The organism is Nonomuraea coxensis DSM 45129 (assembly GCF_019397265.1).
Taxonomy (GTDB): Bacteria; Actinomycetota; Actinomycetes; order Streptosporangiales; family Streptosporangiaceae; genus Nonomuraea; species Nonomuraea coxensis.
In genome coordinates this window covers 4,219,593-4,235,227 of sequence record NZ_CP068985.1, presented here as the reverse complement: position 1 = coordinate 4,235,227, position 15,635 = coordinate 4,219,593, and the positions used below count along the sequence as shown (strand labels likewise).

General features: G+C 73.3%; 13 protein-coding genes. 3 read left to right on the top strand and 10 right to left on the bottom strand.

The window, feature by feature from the left end:
• Positions 1 to 36: 36 nt before the first annotated feature.
• The gene (locus Nocox_RS19825) at positions 37 to 2,094 is read left to right on the top strand and encodes a SpoIIE family protein phosphatase (RefSeq protein ID WP_020542820.1); all 2,058 of its coding nucleotides are present in this window, start codon (positions 37 to 39) and stop codon (positions 2,092 to 2,094) included.
• On the opposite strand, the gene Nocox_RS19820 is transcribed toward Nocox_RS19825, so the two are convergent.
• Positions 2,054 to 2,491, bottom strand: a complete 438-nt coding sequence (locus Nocox_RS19820) for a YciI family protein (RefSeq protein WP_246649820.1) — start codon at positions 2,489 to 2,491, stop codon at positions 2,054 to 2,056. The two genes, Nocox_RS19825 and Nocox_RS19820, sit on opposite strands and share 41 nt — an antisense overlap.
• 136 nt (positions 2,492 to 2,627) lie before the next feature.
• On the opposite strand from Nocox_RS19820, the gene Nocox_RS19815 reads away from it, so the two are divergent.
• Positions 2,628 to 3,002 (top strand): STAS domain-containing protein, encoded by a 375-nt coding sequence (locus tag Nocox_RS19815; protein ID WP_020542821.1) that lies wholly within the window; start codon positions 2,628 to 2,630, stop codon positions 3,000 to 3,002.
• Positions 3,003 to 3,034: 32 nt separating this feature from the next.
• On the opposite strand, the gene scpA is transcribed toward Nocox_RS19815, so the two are convergent.
• From scpA to Nocox_RS19790, 5 genes are read right to left on the bottom strand one after another with little or no spacing between them, the layout of a single operon-like run.
• A complete protein-coding gene (gene scpA / locus Nocox_RS19810) occupies positions 3,035 to 5,149 on the bottom strand; it encodes a methylmalonyl-CoA mutase (protein ID WP_246649880.1) in 2,115 nt (704 codons plus the stop codon).
• A gap of 26 nt (positions 5,150 to 5,175) precedes the next feature.
• Positions 5,176 to 6,849 carry a methylmalonyl-CoA mutase subunit beta gene (locus Nocox_RS19805; protein WP_020547757.1) on the bottom strand — a complete coding sequence of 558 codons (1,674 nt, stop codon included), beginning with the start codon at positions 6,847 to 6,849 and terminating at the stop codon, positions 5,176 to 5,178.
• Positions 6,846 to 8,594 carry an ATP-binding protein gene (locus Nocox_RS19800; protein ID WP_219495655.1) on the bottom strand — a complete coding sequence of 583 codons (1,749 nt, stop codon included), beginning with the start codon at positions 8,592 to 8,594 and terminating at the stop codon, positions 6,846 to 6,848. Before Nocox_RS19800 ends, Nocox_RS19805 begins: the two co-directional genes overlap by 4 nt.
• Before the next feature lie 2 nt (positions 8,595 to 8,596).
• Positions 8,597 to 8,848 (bottom strand): acyl-CoA carboxylase epsilon subunit, encoded by a 252-nt coding sequence (locus tag Nocox_RS19795; protein WP_084685911.1) that lies wholly within the window; start codon positions 8,846 to 8,848, stop codon positions 8,597 to 8,599.
• On the bottom strand, positions 8,845 to 10,383 hold the full coding sequence (locus Nocox_RS19790; protein ID WP_020546840.1) for an acyl-CoA carboxylase subunit beta: 1,539 nt from the start codon (positions 10,381 to 10,383) through the stop codon (positions 8,845 to 8,847). The genes Nocox_RS19795 and Nocox_RS19790 overlap by 4 nt, the downstream gene beginning before the upstream one ends.
• A gap of 107 nt (positions 10,384 to 10,490) precedes the next feature.
• On the opposite strand from Nocox_RS19790, the gene Nocox_RS43115 reads away from it, so the two are divergent.
• Positions 10,491 to 11,168, top strand: coding sequence for a TetR/AcrR family transcriptional regulator (locus Nocox_RS43115; RefSeq protein ID WP_020546839.1), 678 nt, complete (start codon positions 10,491 to 10,493; stop codon positions 11,166 to 11,168).
• On the opposite strand, the gene Nocox_RS19780 is transcribed toward Nocox_RS43115, so the two are convergent.
• The 4 genes from Nocox_RS19780 to Nocox_RS19765 all read right to left on the bottom strand — a co-directional run bounded on the left by Nocox_RS19780 (position 11,165) and on the right by Nocox_RS19765 (position 15,597).
• The gene (locus Nocox_RS19780; protein ID WP_020546838.1) at positions 11,165 to 11,935 is read right to left on the bottom strand and encodes an enoyl-CoA hydratase/isomerase family protein; all 771 of its coding nucleotides are present in this window, start codon (positions 11,933 to 11,935) and stop codon (positions 11,165 to 11,167) included. The genes Nocox_RS43115 and Nocox_RS19780 overlap by 4 nt on opposite strands.
• Positions 11,935 to 12,966, bottom strand: a complete 1,032-nt coding sequence (locus Nocox_RS19775) for a TIGR03617 family F420-dependent LLM class oxidoreductase (protein WP_157383423.1) — start codon at positions 12,964 to 12,966, stop codon at positions 11,935 to 11,937. Before Nocox_RS19775 ends, Nocox_RS19780 begins: the two co-directional genes overlap by 1 nt.
• A gap of 33 nt (positions 12,967 to 12,999) precedes the next feature.
• Complete coding sequence (locus Nocox_RS19770) at positions 13,000 to 14,568, bottom strand: AMP-binding protein (RefSeq protein ID WP_020546836.1); 1,569 nt, start codon at positions 14,566 to 14,568, stop codon at positions 13,000 to 13,002.
• A 111-nt stretch (positions 14,569 to 14,679) separates the two neighbouring features.
• Positions 14,680 to 15,597, bottom strand: coding sequence for an SDR family NAD(P)-dependent oxidoreductase (locus Nocox_RS19765; RefSeq protein WP_020546835.1), 918 nt, complete (start codon positions 15,595 to 15,597; stop codon positions 14,680 to 14,682).
• Positions 15,598 to 15,635 lie beyond the last annotated feature (38 nt).

The window sequence follows — 15,635 nt, the reverse complement described above, 5'->3', positions numbered from 1 at the left end:
CTCCGGGTAGGGGGAGGGTGTCGGGGGGAGGTGAGCATGGGGGCCGTCGAGGAGCGCGACGACAGCGGGCTCGGGTTCGAGATGCTGGATCCGGCACCCGTAGGGGTGGCGGTGACGCGCGGCCCGGAGCACCGGCTCGTCTACACCAACACGCACTACCGGTCGCTGTTCGGCCGGCGGGGCGGCACGGCCGGGATGGAGGAGGTGTTCGCCGACTTCGTGCGCCGCTTCTACCGCCGGCAGTTCGACCGGGTCTATCTCACGGGCGAGCCGATCGTGGCCACGGCCGAGCCGGAGCTGCCGGTGATCGGGCGTCCCGCCTCCGGGCAGCGGTACTTCACCTCCAGCCTGTCGCGGATCGTCTTCGGCCGCGGCGACCACGGCGTGCTCGTGGTGGTGCTGGAGGTGACGGAGCAGGTCGCCGCCGCCCGCGAGATGGCGGTGCTCGCCGAGGAGCGCCGCCGCGTCCTGCGCCGGTACGAGAGCCTGGTGCGGGTCAGCGCGGACATCCTCTGGGTGACCGGCAGCGACGGGTGCGTGTACGAGCGGACCCCGAACTGGGAGCAGCTGACCGGCCAGACGTGGGAGGAGTACCGCGGCCAGGGCTGGCTGCGGATGGTCCACCCCGACGACCGCGCGGACACGGTGAGGTCGTGGAAGGAGGCGATCGCCCACCCCGGCGGCGTGTGGGAGCACGTCTACCGGCTGCGCACGCTGCACGGCGGCTACCGGCACTTCCAGCTCCGGGCCGTGCCGGTCCGCGAGCGCGGCGAGATCGTGGAATGGGTGGGGTCGAGCACCGACATCGAGGAGCAGTGGGCCGAGCAGCGGCGCAAACGGCTGCGTGACCGCGCCGCGGCGGCCACGGTCCGGCTGCGGAGCCTGCAGGAGATGCTGGGGACGCTGGCCGAGGTGATCGTGCGGGAGATGGCCGACGGGTGCGGCGTCTACCTCGTCACGGACCTCACCGACCAGCGGCTCGGCGGCGGGCCGTTCTTCATCGAGCGGATGGCCACGGCCGCGCGTCACGGCCTGCTGCGGCTGCCGGCGTACAGCGAGGAGCGTCTCGGCGCGGGCAACGCGTTCGTGACGGCGGTGCGCGGGCGGCGGCCCCTGCTGAAGACGTTCCCGGCGGGGGCGCCGCCGTCCGACGTGGCTCCCAGGGGCACGCTGCCGTGGCTGATCGCGAACGACGCCAACAGCGTGCTGATCCTCCCGGTCGTGGTCGACGGGACGGTGCCCGCCGTGGTCGCGGTCGTGACCTGCGGGGACCGCCCGCCGGTGAGCGAGGACGACATCTCGCTGCTGCTGAGCATGTTCGACCACGCCCACGACGCGCTGAGCCGGGCGATCCGGTTCCAGCGGGCGCAGCAGGTCGCGCTGGCGCTGCAGTACAGCCTGCTCGCCGAGCCGCCGTGCCCGGACGGCCTGCGCGTCGCCGCCCGGTACCGGGCGAGCCCGAGCGCCGCGGAGGTGGGCGGCGACTGGTACGACTCCTTCGTCCTGCCCGACGGCGTCCCGGTGCTGGCGATCGGCGACGTGGTCGGCCACGACCTGGCGGCCGCCGTCGCGATGAGCCAGATCCGCAACATGCTGCGGGCGCTCGCCATGGACCGCCGCGAGCCGCCCGGCGAGATCCTGTCCCGGCTCAACCTCACGATGGAGTCGCTGGTCAGCGAGGTGATGGCGACCTGCGTGTACGCCCGCGTGGAGCCCTCGGACGACGGGCACCGGCTGCACTACGCGGTGGCCGGGCACCCGCCGCCGCTGCTGGTCACGCCCGGCGGCCGGGGCCGATTCCTGGAGGGGGGCCTCAGCCCGCTGCTCGGCTTCCCCTACGCGGAGCCGCGGCCGTCGCACGTGGAGCCGCTGCCGCCGGGGAGCACGGTCCTGCTCTACACCGACGGCCTGGTCGAGCGGTCGGGCGAGCACCTGGACCGCGGCCTGGAACGGCTCCGGCTGGCCGCCGAGGAGGTCGCGGACCAGCCGCCGGACAAGTTCTGCGACCATCTGCTGAGCGGGCTGCCGACGACCGGGCTGGACGACATCGCCGTCATCGCGGCGCGGACGCCGCACCCGGACGACCCGCGGTGACAGGCGGCCACCGGTGGGCAGCCGCGTCTACCGCCGCCCGCCGAAGACCCAGTCGTGGACCTCGATGGCGGCGTAGCGGCCGGCGGTCAGCAGGGTGCGGGCCGTGTCCGGGTCCGCCGCCCGGACCAGCGCGGCCGTGCCGAGCCAGGCGGAGCCGTCGTCGGACAGCAGCGGCCCGTACGCGATGAGGTCGTCGTCCCCGGCGGGCGGCGGCGGGGTCCGGCAGATCGACGATGTGCACGCTGCCGGTCGCCGTGTCACCGTCGCGGTCCAGGGTGGGGCCGCGCGCGATGAGTTCCGCCTCGTACCGGTCCATGTAGGACCAGTGCTCCTCCGTCAGCTCGGCCCGCAGTGCGGCGGAACGGGGACGGTCGCGGTGGTGACAGAAGAACTCCATGGCGGTAGTACTTACCACGAACAGGGCAGAAGGATCTTTCTAGAAGATCCTATGACGAAGCATCTTTCGTGCATCCGGCTTCCGGCGTAGTCTTCGCATGACGGAGTTCCGACCACCCCCTGCGACAGGCGGCCTCATGCCCCTTCTGGACGTGCATTGCCGGCCCCTCCCGACCGGGGTCCTGATCACGGTCACGGGTGAGCTGGACGTCACCAACGCCGCCGGCCTGGAGTCGCTCCTGGAACGGTCGGCGCCGCCCGGCGAGCCGGTGATCCTCGACCTGGGCGGCCTGACCTTCATGGACTGCGGCGGCCTGCACCTGCTGCTGCGGCTGCGGGACCGGTTGCGCAGCCGGGCGGCGGGCCTGCACGTGGCCGCGGTCCACGGCTCACCCGCGTTCCTGCTGCGGATCACCGGCGTCGGGCGCGTCCTCGACCTCCATCCGAGCGTGGGACAGGCGCTCGTCGCGGTGGACGGCGAGCGCCTGTCCCGGCTCCGGGAGTCGTCGTGACCGCGCCCGGTCGGCACGCGGGAGCCTGAGCGTCACACGGGCGCAGGCGCCTCGTGCCCGAGGCGGCCGGACAGCTTGCCCAGCAGGCTCAGCGCCGCCTCGGTGATCACGGTGCCGGGCAGGAACACCTCCGCCACGCCGGCCTCGTGCAACGCCGGCACGTCGCCCGGCGGGATGACGCCGCCGACCACGATCATGATGTCCTCGCCGCCGGCGGCGGCCAGGGCCTCGCGCAGCGCGGGCACGAGGGTCAGGTGCCCGGCGGCCAGCGAGGACACGCCGACCACGTGCACGTCGGCGTCGACGGCCTGCCTGGCGACCTCCTCCGGGGTCTGGAACAGCGGGCCGACGTCCACGTCGAAGCCGAGGTCGGCGAAGGCGGTGGCGATCACCTTCTGGCCGCGGTCGTGCCCGTCCTGGCCCATCTTGGCGACCAGGATGCGCGGGCGGCGGCCCTCGGCCTTGGCGAAGGCGTCGCTCGCGGCGCGCACGGCGTCGGCGCCGGAGCCGACCTCTCCCCGGTAGACGCCGGAGATGGTGCGCACGCCGGCCTGGTGGCGGCCGAACACCCGCTCCAGGGCGTCGGAGATCTCCCCGACGGTGGCGTGGGCGCGGGCCGCGTCCACGGCCAGCGCGAGGAGGTTGGCGTCCCCGGCGGCTCCGGCGGTGAGGGCGTCGAGGGCGCGGCGGACGGCGTCCTGGTCGCGTTCGGCGCGGAGCCTGCGCAGGCGCTCGATCTGGGTGGCGCGCACGGCGGTGTTGTCGACCTTGAGCACGTCCACGGGCTGGTCGCTGGCGGGCCGGTACTTGTTGACGCCGATCACCGGCTGCGTGCCGGAGTCGATACGGGCCTGGGCGCGCGCCGCGGCCTCCTCGATGCGCAGCTTGGGCAGCCCCGCCTCGATCGCCTTCGCCATGCCACCGGCCGCCTCGACCTCCTCGATGTGCCGCCACGCCCGCTCGGCCAGCCGCGCGGTCAACGTCTCCACGTAATAGGAACCGCCCCACGGGTCGATCACCCGCGTGGTGCCCGACTCGTGCTGCAGCAGCAACTGCGTGTTGCGGGCGATGCGGGCGGAGAAGTCGCTCGGCAGCGCCAGAGCCTCGTCCAGGGCGTTGGTGTGCAACGACTGCGTGTGCCCCTGGGTGGCGGCCATCGCCTCCACACAGGTACGCACCACGTTGTTGTACACATCCTGCGCCGTCAACGACCAGCCGGAGGTCTGACTGTGCGTACGCAACGCCAGCGACTTCGGGTTCCCCGCCCCCATGTCCCGCACGATGCGGCTCCACAGCAGACGGGCCGCCCGCAGCTTGGCCACCTCCATGAAGAAGTTCATCCCGATGCACCAGAAGAACGACAACCGCGGCGCGAACGCGTCCACCTCCAGCCCCGCCCCGACCCCCGCCCGCAGGTACTCCATCCCGTCGGCCAGCGTGTAGGCCAGCTCCAGGTCACACGTCGCCCCGGCCTCCTGCAGGTGATAACCCGAGATGCTGATCGAATTGAACTTCGGCATCCTTTGACTGGTGTAGGCGAAGATGTCGGAAATGATGCGCATCGACGGAGCCGGCGGATAGATGTAGGTGTTCCGGACCATGAACTCCTTGAGGATGTCGTTCTGGATCGTCCCCATGAGCTGCTCCGGCTTCACCCCCTGCTCCTCCGCCGCCACGATGTACAACGCCAGGATCGGCAGGACCGCGCCGTTCATCGTCATCGACACCGACATACGATCCAGCGGGATGCCGTCGAACAGGATCCGCATGTCCGCGATCGAGTCGATCGCCACCCCCGCCATGCCGACATCGCCCGCCACCCGCGGATGATCGGAGTCATACCCCCGATGCGTGGCCAGATCGAACGCGACCGACAACCCCTTCTGCCCGGCCGCCAGATTACGCCGGTAGAAGGCGTTGGAGTCCTCGGCGGTGGAGAACCCCGCGTACTGCCGGACCGTCCACGGGCGGGTGACGTACATCGTGGGGTACGGCCCCCGCACGTACGGGGCGATGCCCGGATAGGTGTGCGGGTCGTAGCCGTCCGCCTCCACGGCCGTGTAGAGCGGCTTGACGGGGATGCCCTCGGGGCTGTCCCAGGCCGGCGCGCCGGTCGCCGGCGGCTCGTGGCGGCGGGAGCCGGTCAGGCCGAGGCCCCGGAAGTCGGGGATCGTCACGCGGTCACCTCCGAAAGGGTCGTGCGGAGGACGTCGAGCACGTCGCAGCCCGCGTACAGGTTGGCGTCCACGCCGTCGTGGGGGTCCCGCCCCGCCAGCCAGATCCAGCGGGCGCCCGCCTGGCGGAGCGCCGCGGCGGCCTCGGTGGCCTGGCCGGCGTACAGGCGGTCGCTGGAGCACAGGCAGGCGACGCGGGCGCCACTGGCGGCGAACTCCTCGACCGCGCCGGTGACCGTCTCGACGCCGCCGGCCTCGAACAGGCCGCGCGCGAACGCGAGCCGCGCGGCGTGCTCGGCGGCCGGGCCGACCGTGGCCAGGAACACCCGCGGCCGGGCGTCCTCGGCCTGGTCGAGCAGGTCCTCGAAGTCCTGGGCGTGGCGGAAGCGCGGCAGCGCGTCCGCCGCCGGTCGGGGGGCGTGCGCGCGGGCCGGAAGCTTCCCCGCGGGGTCGGGGTAGCGGCTCACGCCGACGATCGGCGGCCTGAGCCGGGCGAGGTCGCGGGCGCGGCGGGCGCGGGTGGCGGCCAGCCGGTCGGCGACGAGGCCGCGCGCGGCCGTCATGCCGCCGGCCTCCTCGATCTCCTGGAACCACGCCCACGCCCGCTCGGCCAGGTCGGCGGTGCGGCGCTCGACGTACCAGGAGCCGCCCGCCGGGTCGTAGGTCCTCGCCACGTGGGACTCCTCCACCAGCAGCGCGGAGGTGTTGCGGGCGATGCGGCGGGAGAAGTCGTCCGGCAGGCCGAGCGCGGCGTCGAACGGCCGCACGGTCACCGCGTCGGCCCCGCCGACCCCGGCGGCGAAGCAGGCGACGGTGGTGCGCAGCATGTTCGTGTACGGGTCGCGGCGGGTCATCATCGCGGCGGAGGTCACCGCGTGCTGGTACTGGGCGGGCGGCGCGTCGCACACCTCCGCCACCCGCGCCCACAGCAGCCGCGCGGCCCGCAGCTTGGCGATCGTGGCGAACTGGTCGGCGGTGGCGGCGTAGCGGAACTCCAGCCAGCCGAACGCCTCCTCGGCCGCGACGCCGTCCTCGGTGAGGCTCCGCAGGTAGGCGAGGCCGGTCGCGATCGAGCAGCCCAGCTCCTCGGCGTCGCTGCCGCCCGCCTCGTGGTACGGCGTCGCGTCCACCGTGATCGCCCGCATGCCGGGCAGCCGGTCGGCGCAGAGCCGCGCCAGCCGCCCCAGCCCGGACAGGTCCGGCGCCGCGCCGGAGCGGGCCGCGTCGCCGAGCGGGTCGGCGCCGAGGCTGCCCCGCAGCGCGCCCGCCCGGTCGCCGGCCAGCGCGAGCAGCGCCTCCGCCGCCCGTCCTGTCCGGGGGCCGGCGTCGAGCACGACCGAGATCAGGTCGAGGTGCACGCCGTCGAGGACGCGGGGCAGGTCCTCGGGGGCGACGGCGAGCCAGAGGGAGTCGGCGCCGTTCTCCAGGTCGGCCATGACGGCCTCGGGGTCGGCGGTCTCGTGGAGCTGCCGCACCTCCCATGGCAGGCCGGGCTCGCGGCCCGCGGACGGCGGCAGCCCGGGGACGGGGGGCAGGTCGGCGGCGTCGTAGAGGGGGGCGAGGGTGACGCCGTCGTAGGTGGGCGTCGCCAGCGCCTCCTCGGGGGAGGCCGCGTCCTTCCCGGATCTGCGCAGGACCTCCCGCGCCAGCTCGCGCCACTGCTCCCTGCTCACGAGGGGTCCTTGATCTCGCAGATGGCCGCGCCGGCCGCGACGGTGGCGCCGACCTCGGCGGCCAGCCCGAGGACGACTCCCGCGCGGTGCGCGGTGAGGGGTTGCTCCATCTTCATGGCCTCCAGCACCACGATCGGGTCGCCCTCGGCGACGGTGTCGCCGTCGGCCACGACGACCTTGACGATGGTGCCCTGCATGGGGCTGACCAGGGCGTCGCCGCCGGCCGCCGACGCCGCCTGCTTCCTCGGGCGGCGGCCGGCCGCGGGCTTCCTCGCGGCGGGAGCGGCGGCGGCGCCGAGCCCGGCCGGCAGCACGACCTCCAGGCGTTTGCCGCCCACCTCGACCGTGATCCGCTCCAGGTCGGGGGCCTCGCCGGTCTGGGCCGGGCCGGCGTAGGGGGCGATGCGGTTGTCGAACTCGGTCTCGATCCAGCGGGTGTGCACGGCGAACGGCTCGGCCGTGAAGGCCGGGTCGGTCACGACGGCCCGGTGGAAGGGCAGCACGGTCGGCATGCCGTCGATCTCGAACTCGTCCAGGGCGCGGCGGGCGCGCTCCAGCGCCTCGGCGCGGGTGGCGCCGGTGACGATCAGCTTGGCGGCCAGCGAGTCGTAGTCGCCGGGGACCGTCTCGCCCTGCTCGTAGCCGCTGTCGATCCGGATGCCGGGGCCGGAGGGGGCGCGCCAGCGGGTGATGGTGCCGGGCGCGGGCAGGAAGCCCCGCCCGGCGTCCTCGGCGTTGATCCGGAACTCGATGGAGTGGCCGCGCAGCGGCGGGTCGTCGTAGCCGAGGGCCTCGCCGCCGGCCACGCGGAACATCTCGCGGACCAGGTCGACGCCGGCGACCTCCTCGGTGACCGGGTGCTCGACCTGGAGGCGGGTGTTGACCTCCAGGAAGGAGATCGTGCCGTCCTGGCCGACCAGGAACTCGCAGGTGCCCGCGCCGACGTAGCCGGCCTCGCGCAGGATGGCCTTGGACGAGGCGCGCAGCAGCGTCTCCTGATCGGCGGTGAGGAACGGGGCCGGGGCCTCCTCCACCAGCTTCTGGTGGCGGCGCTGCAGCGAGCAGTCGCGGGTGGAGACCACGACCACGTTGCCGTGCGCGTCGGCCAGGCACTGCGTCTCGACGTGGCGGGGGCGGTCGAGGTAGCGCTCGACGAAGCACTCGCCCCGCCCGAACGCCGCCACCGCCTCGCGGACGGCGCTGTCGTACTGGTCGGGGATCTCCTCCAGGGTGCGGGCGACCTTGAGGCCGCGCCCGCCGCCGCCGTACGCGGCCTTGATCGCGATCGGTAGCCCGTGCTCCTCCGCGAAGGCGACGACCTCGGCGGCGTCCGCCACCGGGTCGGGCGAGCCGGCGACCAGCGGCGCGCCGACCTTCTGGGCGATGTGCCTGGCCTGCACCTTGTCGCCGAGCGCGGTGATCGCGGACGGCGGCGGGCCGATCCAGGTCAGGCCGGCGTCGATGACGGCCTGCGCGAAGGCGGCGTTCTCGGCCAGGAAGCCGTAGCCGGGATGGACGGCGTCGGCGCCGCTGCGGGCGGCCACGTCGAGCAGCTTGGCGATGTCGAGGTAGGTCTCGGCGGGCGAGCGGCCGCCCAGCGCGTACGCCTCGTCGGCCAGCCGGGCGTGCAGCGCGTCGCGGTCGGGGTCGGCGTAGACGGCGACGGAGCCGAGGCCCGCGTCCCGGCAGGCGCGGATCACGCGGACGGCGATCTCCCCGCGGTTGGCGACCATCACTTTGCGCAGGCTCACAGACGTCCTCCCAGGTTCCAGCTCGACTCCCGCCAGCCGCGCGGGCCTCTGGCGAGGGGGTGGCGCGGCACGCGCCAAAGGGGGTGGGCCGCCGGCCGGGCGGCGGGCTCAGGCCGGGCGGCACGGGCGGCGTTGACGGCCACGACGAGCGCGGCCAGCTCCTCCGGCGAGGGCGCGCCCTTGACCACGGTCAGGGCGGGGGTGTTCGCGGAACCCCCCGCGGCGGCACCGTTCACTGGGCCGTTCACAGCGGGATGTTCCCGTGCTTCTTGGGCGGCAGGGCGTCGCGTTTGTTGCGCAGCAGGCGCAGCGCCCGGGTGATCTCGCGCCGGGTCTCGCTCGGCCGGATCACCGCGTCCACGTAGCCGCGCTCGGCCGCCAGGTAGGGGGTGGCGAGGGTGTCCTCGTACTCGGCGACCAGTTCGGCGCGCAGCGCGTCGGGGTCGTCGGCGGTGGCCAGGCGCCTGCGGTGCAGGACGTTGACCGCGCCCTGGGCGCCCATGACCGCGATCTGCGCGGTCGACCAGGCCAGGTTGACGTCCGCGCCCAGGTGCTTGGAGCCCATGACGTCGTAGGCGCCGCCGTACGCCTTGCGGGTGATCACGGTGACGAGCGGGACGGTGGCCTCGCCGTAGGCGTAGAGGAGTTTCGCGCCGCGCCGGATGATGCCGTTCCACTCCTGTCCGGTGCCGGGCAGGAAGCCGGGCACGTCCACCAGCGTGAGCACGGGGATGCCGAACGCGTCACAGGTGCGGACGAACCGGGCGGCCTTCTCGGAGGCGTCGATGTCGAGCGTGCCGGCCAGCCGCATCGGCTGGTTGGCGACGACGCCGACCGGGCGGCCCTCGACGCGGCCGAAGCCGACCACGATGTTGGGCGCGAACAGCTCCTGCGTCTCCAGGAACTCGCCGTCGTCCAGCAGGGCGGCGATCACCTCGTGCATGTCGTACGGCTGGTTCGGCGAGTCCGGCACCAGCGCGTCGAGGGCCAGGTCGTCGGCCGTGAGCGTCAGGTCGGCCTCGAACGCGGGGTGCGCGGGCTCGTCCAGGTTGTTGTCCGGCAGGTACGCCAGCAGCGCTCGCACGTAGCCGAGCGCGTCCTCCTCGTCGCTCGCCAGGTAGTGGGCGACGCCGCTGCGGGCGTTGTGCACCCGGCCGCCGCCCAGCTCCTCGAAGGTGACGTCCTCGCCCGTCACCGTCTTGATGACGTCGGGGCCGGTGACGAACATGTGCGACCGCTCGTCCACCATGACCGTGAAGTCGGTGAGCGCGGGCGAGTAGACGTGGCCGCCCGCGCAGGCGCCCATGATGAGCGAGATCTGCGGGATGACCCCGGAGGCGCGGATGTTGCGGCGGAAGATCTCGCCGTACAGGCCGAGCGAGACGACGCCCTCCTGGATGCGGGCGCCCGCGCCCTCGTTGATGCCGACGATGGGGCAGCCGTTGCGCATCGCGAGGTCCATGACCTTGCAGATCTTCTGGCCGTACACCTCGCCGAGTGAGCCGCCCGCGACCGTGAAGTCCTGGGAGAACACGCACACCTGGCGGCCCTCGACCGTGCCGTAGCCGGTCACGACGCCGTCGCCGTACCCGAGCGAGCCCTTGGCCAGGGCGTCCAGTTCGACGAAGGAGCCGTCGTCGAGCAGCCGCTCGATGCGCTCGCGGGCGGTCAGCCTGCCCTTGGCGTGCTGTTTGGCCGCCGCGCGGGCCTCGCCCACGTGGACGGCCTCGTCCAGGCGTTCCTTGAGACGGGCCAGGCTGCCCTGGGTGCCCTGCGCTGCCATCCACCACCACCCGATAGACCGGATAAGACTCAGTTTCAGATGTACGGTACTCAGTCGCGCGAGGCGGGACAACCCCTGGACCCCGTCGCATCCGTCACAATGGCCGGGTGCCGACACCGCCCATCCGCCAGCGCCTCGCCGAGGCCGCCGTGACGCTGTTCGACGAGAACGGCTACGACGAGACCACCGTCGACGACATCGCCGCGCGCGCCGGAGTCAGCCGCAGCACGTTCTTCCGCCACTACCGCTCGAAGGAAGACGCGATCTTCCCCGACCACGACGCGCTGCTGACGCGGATCGACGCCCGGCTGCGCGCCTCCACGGCGGGCACCGCGATCGTGGCCATCACCGACGCCGTCCGCATCGTGCTCGCCCACTACGTGGACGACGCCGAGGTCTCGCTGCGCCGCTACCGGCTGGTCCGCAAGGTGCCCGCCCTGCGCGACCGCGAGATCGCCAGCGTCGCCCGCTACCAGCGGCTCTTCCGCGAGTTCGTCGGCGCCTGGCTCGGCGACTCCCCCGACGCCGGCCTGCGCGCCGAGCTGATGGCCGCCTCCGTCGTGGCGGCCCACAACCAGGTGCTGCGCGGCTGGCTGCGGGCCGGCGGCGCCTACGACCCGAGCGGCCCGCTCGACCACGCGCTCGGCTACGTGATCGCGACCTTCCGCCAGCTCGAACAGCCGCAGGACAGCGAGCAGGTGGTGGTCGCCACCTTCAGCCGCGCGGCCTCGCCCCAGGCCGTGATGGCCGCCATCCAGCAGCACCTGGACGCCCGCCCCGGCTAGCGGTTGCGGAACACCGGCTCCCGTTTCTCCAGGAAGGCGCTGATCGCCTCCCTGGTGTCCTCGGTCGCGCCGTTGGCGTTCTGCGCGGCCGCCTCGCGCAGGGCGCTCTCGCGGAAGTCGCCCGATGCGGCCAGGTTGAGCAGTTCCTTGGTCTGCGCGAGCGCCAGCGGCGCGAGGCCCAGCAGTTCGCGCGCCCACTCCCCTGCCCGCGCCAGTGCCGCGCCCTCCGGCACGACGCTGTTGAGCAGCCCGAGGTCGTGCACCTCGCGCGCGGACAGGATCCGGCCGAAGAAGGCGAGCTCCTTCGCCCGGTGCAGGCCCACCATGTGGGTCAGCAGCCACGTCCCGCCGAAGTCCACCGACAGGCCGCGCCGGGAGAAGATCTGCGAGAAGCGGGCCGTCTCGTCGGCGACGGCGAGGTCGCAGGCGAGCGCCATGTTGAAGCCGGCCCCGACCGCCGCCCCCGACACGGCGGCGATCGTGGGCTGGGGCAGGTCCCGCAGGGCGAACAGCGCCGCGTTCACGATCTGCATCGCCCGGCGCGGCGAGTCGCCGGAGCCGGAGGCGCCCAGGTCGGCCCCCGAGCAGAACGCGCCGCCCGCCCCGGTGAGCACCAGGACGCGGTCGTCGGCGCGGGCCGCGATCTCGTCGAGCACGCGGGTGAACGCGATCCAGCCGTCTCTCGTCATCGCGTTCTTCCTGGCGGGGCGGTTGAGCGTGACGGTGACGACGCCGGTGCCGTCACGCTCCACCAGCAGGTCCCCCATCAGGGCCGGCCCGCCTCGCGCAGCGTGGCCAGGGCCGCGCCGATGTCGGCGGCGGAGGCGCCCGGCGGCGGCTGGAGGGCGACCTGGTCGATGAGGCCGCCGAACCTGCGCGCCACCTCCGCCGCCACCTCCGTCAGCGACCCGCTCACGCAGAAGGTGTCCAGCACCTCGTCGTCGATCAGGTCGGCCATCCGGTCCCAGCGGTCGGCCTCGGGCCGCACCGACAGCGCGTGCAGCCGCTGGTGCAGGTCCTCCCAGCCGTGCAGCGCGAGGACGCCGCGGTAGGCCGGGGTGGAGCCGTAGAAGGCGATCCGGCCGCGCAGCACCCGCCGCTGCTGTTCGGCGTCCTCTGCCGGGTCGAGGACGTGCACGAACCCGGGACAGTGGACGACGACGTCCGACCGGTCCCGCCCGGACCTCGCCAGCCCCTCCTCCAGGGCGGGCAGGGTGATCTCGCGGAAGTACCGCTCGGTGCTGAACCCGTGCGGGATCAGCCCGTCGGCCACCTCGCCGGCCAGCCGGGTCATGAGCGGGCCGACCGCGGCCAGGTGGATCGGCGGGTTCCCGTGCGGATGCGGCTCGGGGCGGAACGTCGCGGTCATGAGGGTGTGCCGGTAGAACTCGCCCTCGTGCCGCACCTCCTTGCCGGTGTTCCAGTCGTCCCAGATGGCCCGCAGCGCCGTGATGTACTCGCGCATCCGCGCCGCGGGCCTGCTCCACTCCATGCCGAACCTGCGGGTGATGTGCGGCCTGGTCTGGGTGCCGAGGCCGAGCACGAACCGGCCCCCGGAGAGGATCTGCAGGTCGTTGGTCACGTACGCGAGCGCCATCGGCGTCCGGGCGAAGGCGACCGCGATCCCGGTCGCCAGCCGGGCCCGGCTCGTCGCCGGGGCGGCCAGCGCCAGCCTCAGGAAGGGGTCGTGGTCCACCTCCGCGCTGGAGATGGTGTCGAAGCCGGCCTGCTCCGCCCAGGCGGCGAACGCGGCCACGTCCGCCGAGGGCGCGGCGCCGGCGTGCACACTCGTCTGCAACGGCGTCTCCTGTCCTTCTCTCGCCGGCCGGGGTCAGCCGGCGTAGAGGTCGCGGAGCTTGCGGCGCTGCAGCTTGCCGGTCTCCGTGCGGGGGAAGTCCTCGCGGAACTCGTACCGCCTCGGGATCTTGAACGAGGCCAGCAGCCCGGCGCAGTGGGCGCGCAGGTCGGCGGCGAGCTCGTCGCCGGGCACGGCGTCCTCTGTGGGCTGGACGACGGCGAGCACGCTCTGCCCCCAGTCGGGGTCGGGGACGCCGATGACCGCGACGTCGGCGACCGCCGGGTGGGTGATGAGGGCCTGCTCGATCTCCGCCGGGTAGATGTTGACGCCGCCGGAGATGATGAGGTCGGTGCGCCGGTCGAGGAGGAAGACGTAGCCGTCCTCGTCGAAGTAGCCGTAGTCGCCGACGGTCGACAGGTCGCCCCTGCGGCTGGCGGCGGTCTTGGCCGGGTCGTTGTTGTACTCGAAGGTCGGGCCGGCGCCGGGGATGCCGAAGTAGATGACGCCCGCGGTGCCGGGCGGCACCTCGTTGCCGTCCTCGTCGAGGATCTTGACGATGGTGTTCGGCGTCGGCCGGCCGACGGTGCCGGGCTTGCGCAGCCACTCCTCCGAGCCCACCAGGGAGACGCCGCCCTCGGTGGAGGCCAGGTACTCCCACACGACCGGGCCCAGCCACTCGATCATCTGCTGCTTGATCGGCACGGGGCACGGCGCGCCCGCGTGGATCACCGCCTCCAGGCTGGACAGGTCGTACTTCTCGCGCACCTCCTGCGGCAGCCGCAGCATCCGGTGGAAGTGCGTGGGCACCATGTGCACGGTGGTGATCCTGTGCTTCTCGATGGCGGCCAGCACGCCTTCGGGGTCGAACTTGCCCTGGATGACGACCGTGTGGCCGAGCTGGAGGAAGGCGAAGGCGTGGCCGCTCGGCGCGGCGTGGTAGATCGGCGAGCAGACCAGGTGCACGCCCTTGTCCATGGTGACCTCGTAGCGGGCGCAGAGGCCGCCGTACAGCGCGCCGAGCACCGGCTCGGGCTCGGCGTCGGGATAGAGCAGGCTGCGCACGCCCTTGGGGTTGCCGGTGGTGCCCGAGGTGTAGCCCATGCTGCCGCCGAAGCGGCGCTCCGGCGGTGCGTCGGACGACTCGCCCTCGCCCAGCTCCGGGTACGGCAGCCAGCCGGGCACCTCGCCGCCGATGACGTACCGGTGCTCGGGCAGCGACTCCAGCGGCAGCGTGGCGGCCTGCTCGGCGTCCATGACCAGCAGCTTGGCGCCGGAGTCCTTGATGATGTAGAGCATCTCGGCGGGGGTCAGCCGCCAGTTGACCGGGACGAAGTACATCCCGACCTGCGCCGTGGCCAGCATCACTTCCAGATACTCGTGCCCGTTGTGCAGGGCCACCGCGACGCTGTCGCCGTCGCCGAGACCGTGGGTGCGCAGGGCGCGCGAGACGCGGTTGACCCGCGCGAGCAGCTCGCCATAGGTGAGCGTCGATCCGTCCGGATCGATGATGCCGGGCCGGCCGGGGTCGGCCTCGGCGATCTGGTAGAAGCCGACGGGCCCCGTGGTGGGGTGAGTCGTGGTCGGGTGAGTGGTAGAGGACATCGTGCGTCTCTCCCTGTCCGGCTTGACCGATGAATGACGATCCCCGTTGCGGGGCCCGGCGGCCGGCGTCTTCCGGCCGGCCCCGGGTCCCGCGTCCCCCGTGCGGCTCGGTTACTGGGGCAGCTGCGCCATGAAGATCGACGGGTGCAGCCCGTCGGCCTTGGGACGGAACGACTTCGTCAGCTTCTCCCCGAGGTCGGCCAGGTCCCAGGGGCCGTCGGAGGAGACGGTCTCGACGACCTCGGGGTTGTTCCACAGCCGGACGTCGTACCCGGAGGCGCCGAGGGTGCGGCCCGACAGCCAGCCGGACTCGGTGCCGGCGAGGTAGGTGACGATCGGCGCGATGTTGTCCGGCGACATGAGGGCCTCGGCCGCGGGGTCCTCGCCGAGCTTCTTGTCGTCGGGGACGGTCGCGGTGAGGCGGGTGGCCGCGCCGGGGGCGATGGCGTTGGCCGTCACGCCGTAGCGGGCCAGGCCGTTGGCGAGCGAGGCGGTCAGGCCGATGATGCCCATCTTCGCGGCGGCGTAGTTCGGCTGGCCCGGCGAGCCCTGCAGGGCGGAGTCGGAGGTGAAGTTGATGATCCGGTAGTTGCCCTCGGGGTTGCGCTGCTGGCGCCAGTACGCGGCGGCCGGCTTGATCGTGCTGAAGTGGCCGCGCAGGTGCACGCGGATGACCGCGTCCCAGTCCTCCTCGGGCAAGTTGAAGATCATCTTGTCGCGGAGGATGCCGGCGACGTTGACGACCACGTCGAGCTGCCCGTAGTTCTCCAGCGCCAGCTCCACCAGGCGCCGCCCGGTCGCGGTGTCGGCGATGTCGCCGGAGTCGGAGACGGCCTGGCCGCCGAGGTCGCTGATCTCCCTGGCGATGGCCTCGGCCGGGCCGGCGTCGCCGCCGGAGCCGTCCGGGCCCGCGCCGAGGTCGTTGAGCACGAGCCGCGCGCCCTGCTGGGCGAACATGCGGCTGATGGAGGCGCCGATGCCGCGTCCGGCGCCGGTGATGATGGCGACTCTGCCGTCGAGTGATCCCATGGGGGTGTCCTTCCGCAGACGGAGGGGGTGGAGGGGAT

What these genes read in the sequence shown, in the direction of transcription:
- Nocox_RS19825 (WP_020542820.1), top strand. Translation starts at nt 37, where the DNA reads ATGGGGGCCGTCGAGGAGCGCGACGACAGCGGGCTCGGGTTCGAGATG.
- Nocox_RS19790 (WP_020546840.1), bottom strand. Translation starts at nt 10,383, where the DNA reads ATGGCAGCGCAGGGCACCCAGGGCAGCCTGGCCCGTCTCAAGGAACGC.
- Nocox_RS19780 (WP_020546838.1), bottom strand. Translation starts at nt 11,935, where the DNA reads ATGGGGGACCTGCTGGTGGAGCGTGACGGCACCGGCGTCGTCACCGTC.
- Nocox_RS19770 (WP_020546836.1), bottom strand. Translation starts at nt 14,568, where the DNA reads ATGTCCTCTACCACTCACCCGACCACGACTCACCCCACCACGGGGCCC.
- Nocox_RS19820 (WP_246649820.1), bottom strand. Translation starts at nt 2,491, where the DNA reads ATGGAGTTCTTCTGTCACCACCGCGACCGTCCCCGTTCCGCCGCACTG.
- Nocox_RS19765 (WP_020546835.1), bottom strand. Translation starts at nt 15,597, where the DNA reads ATGGGATCACTCGACGGCAGAGTCGCCATCATCACCGGCGCCGGACGC.
- Nocox_RS19815 (WP_020542821.1), top strand. Translation starts at nt 2,628, where the DNA reads ATGCCCCTTCTGGACGTGCATTGCCGGCCCCTCCCGACCGGGGTCCTG.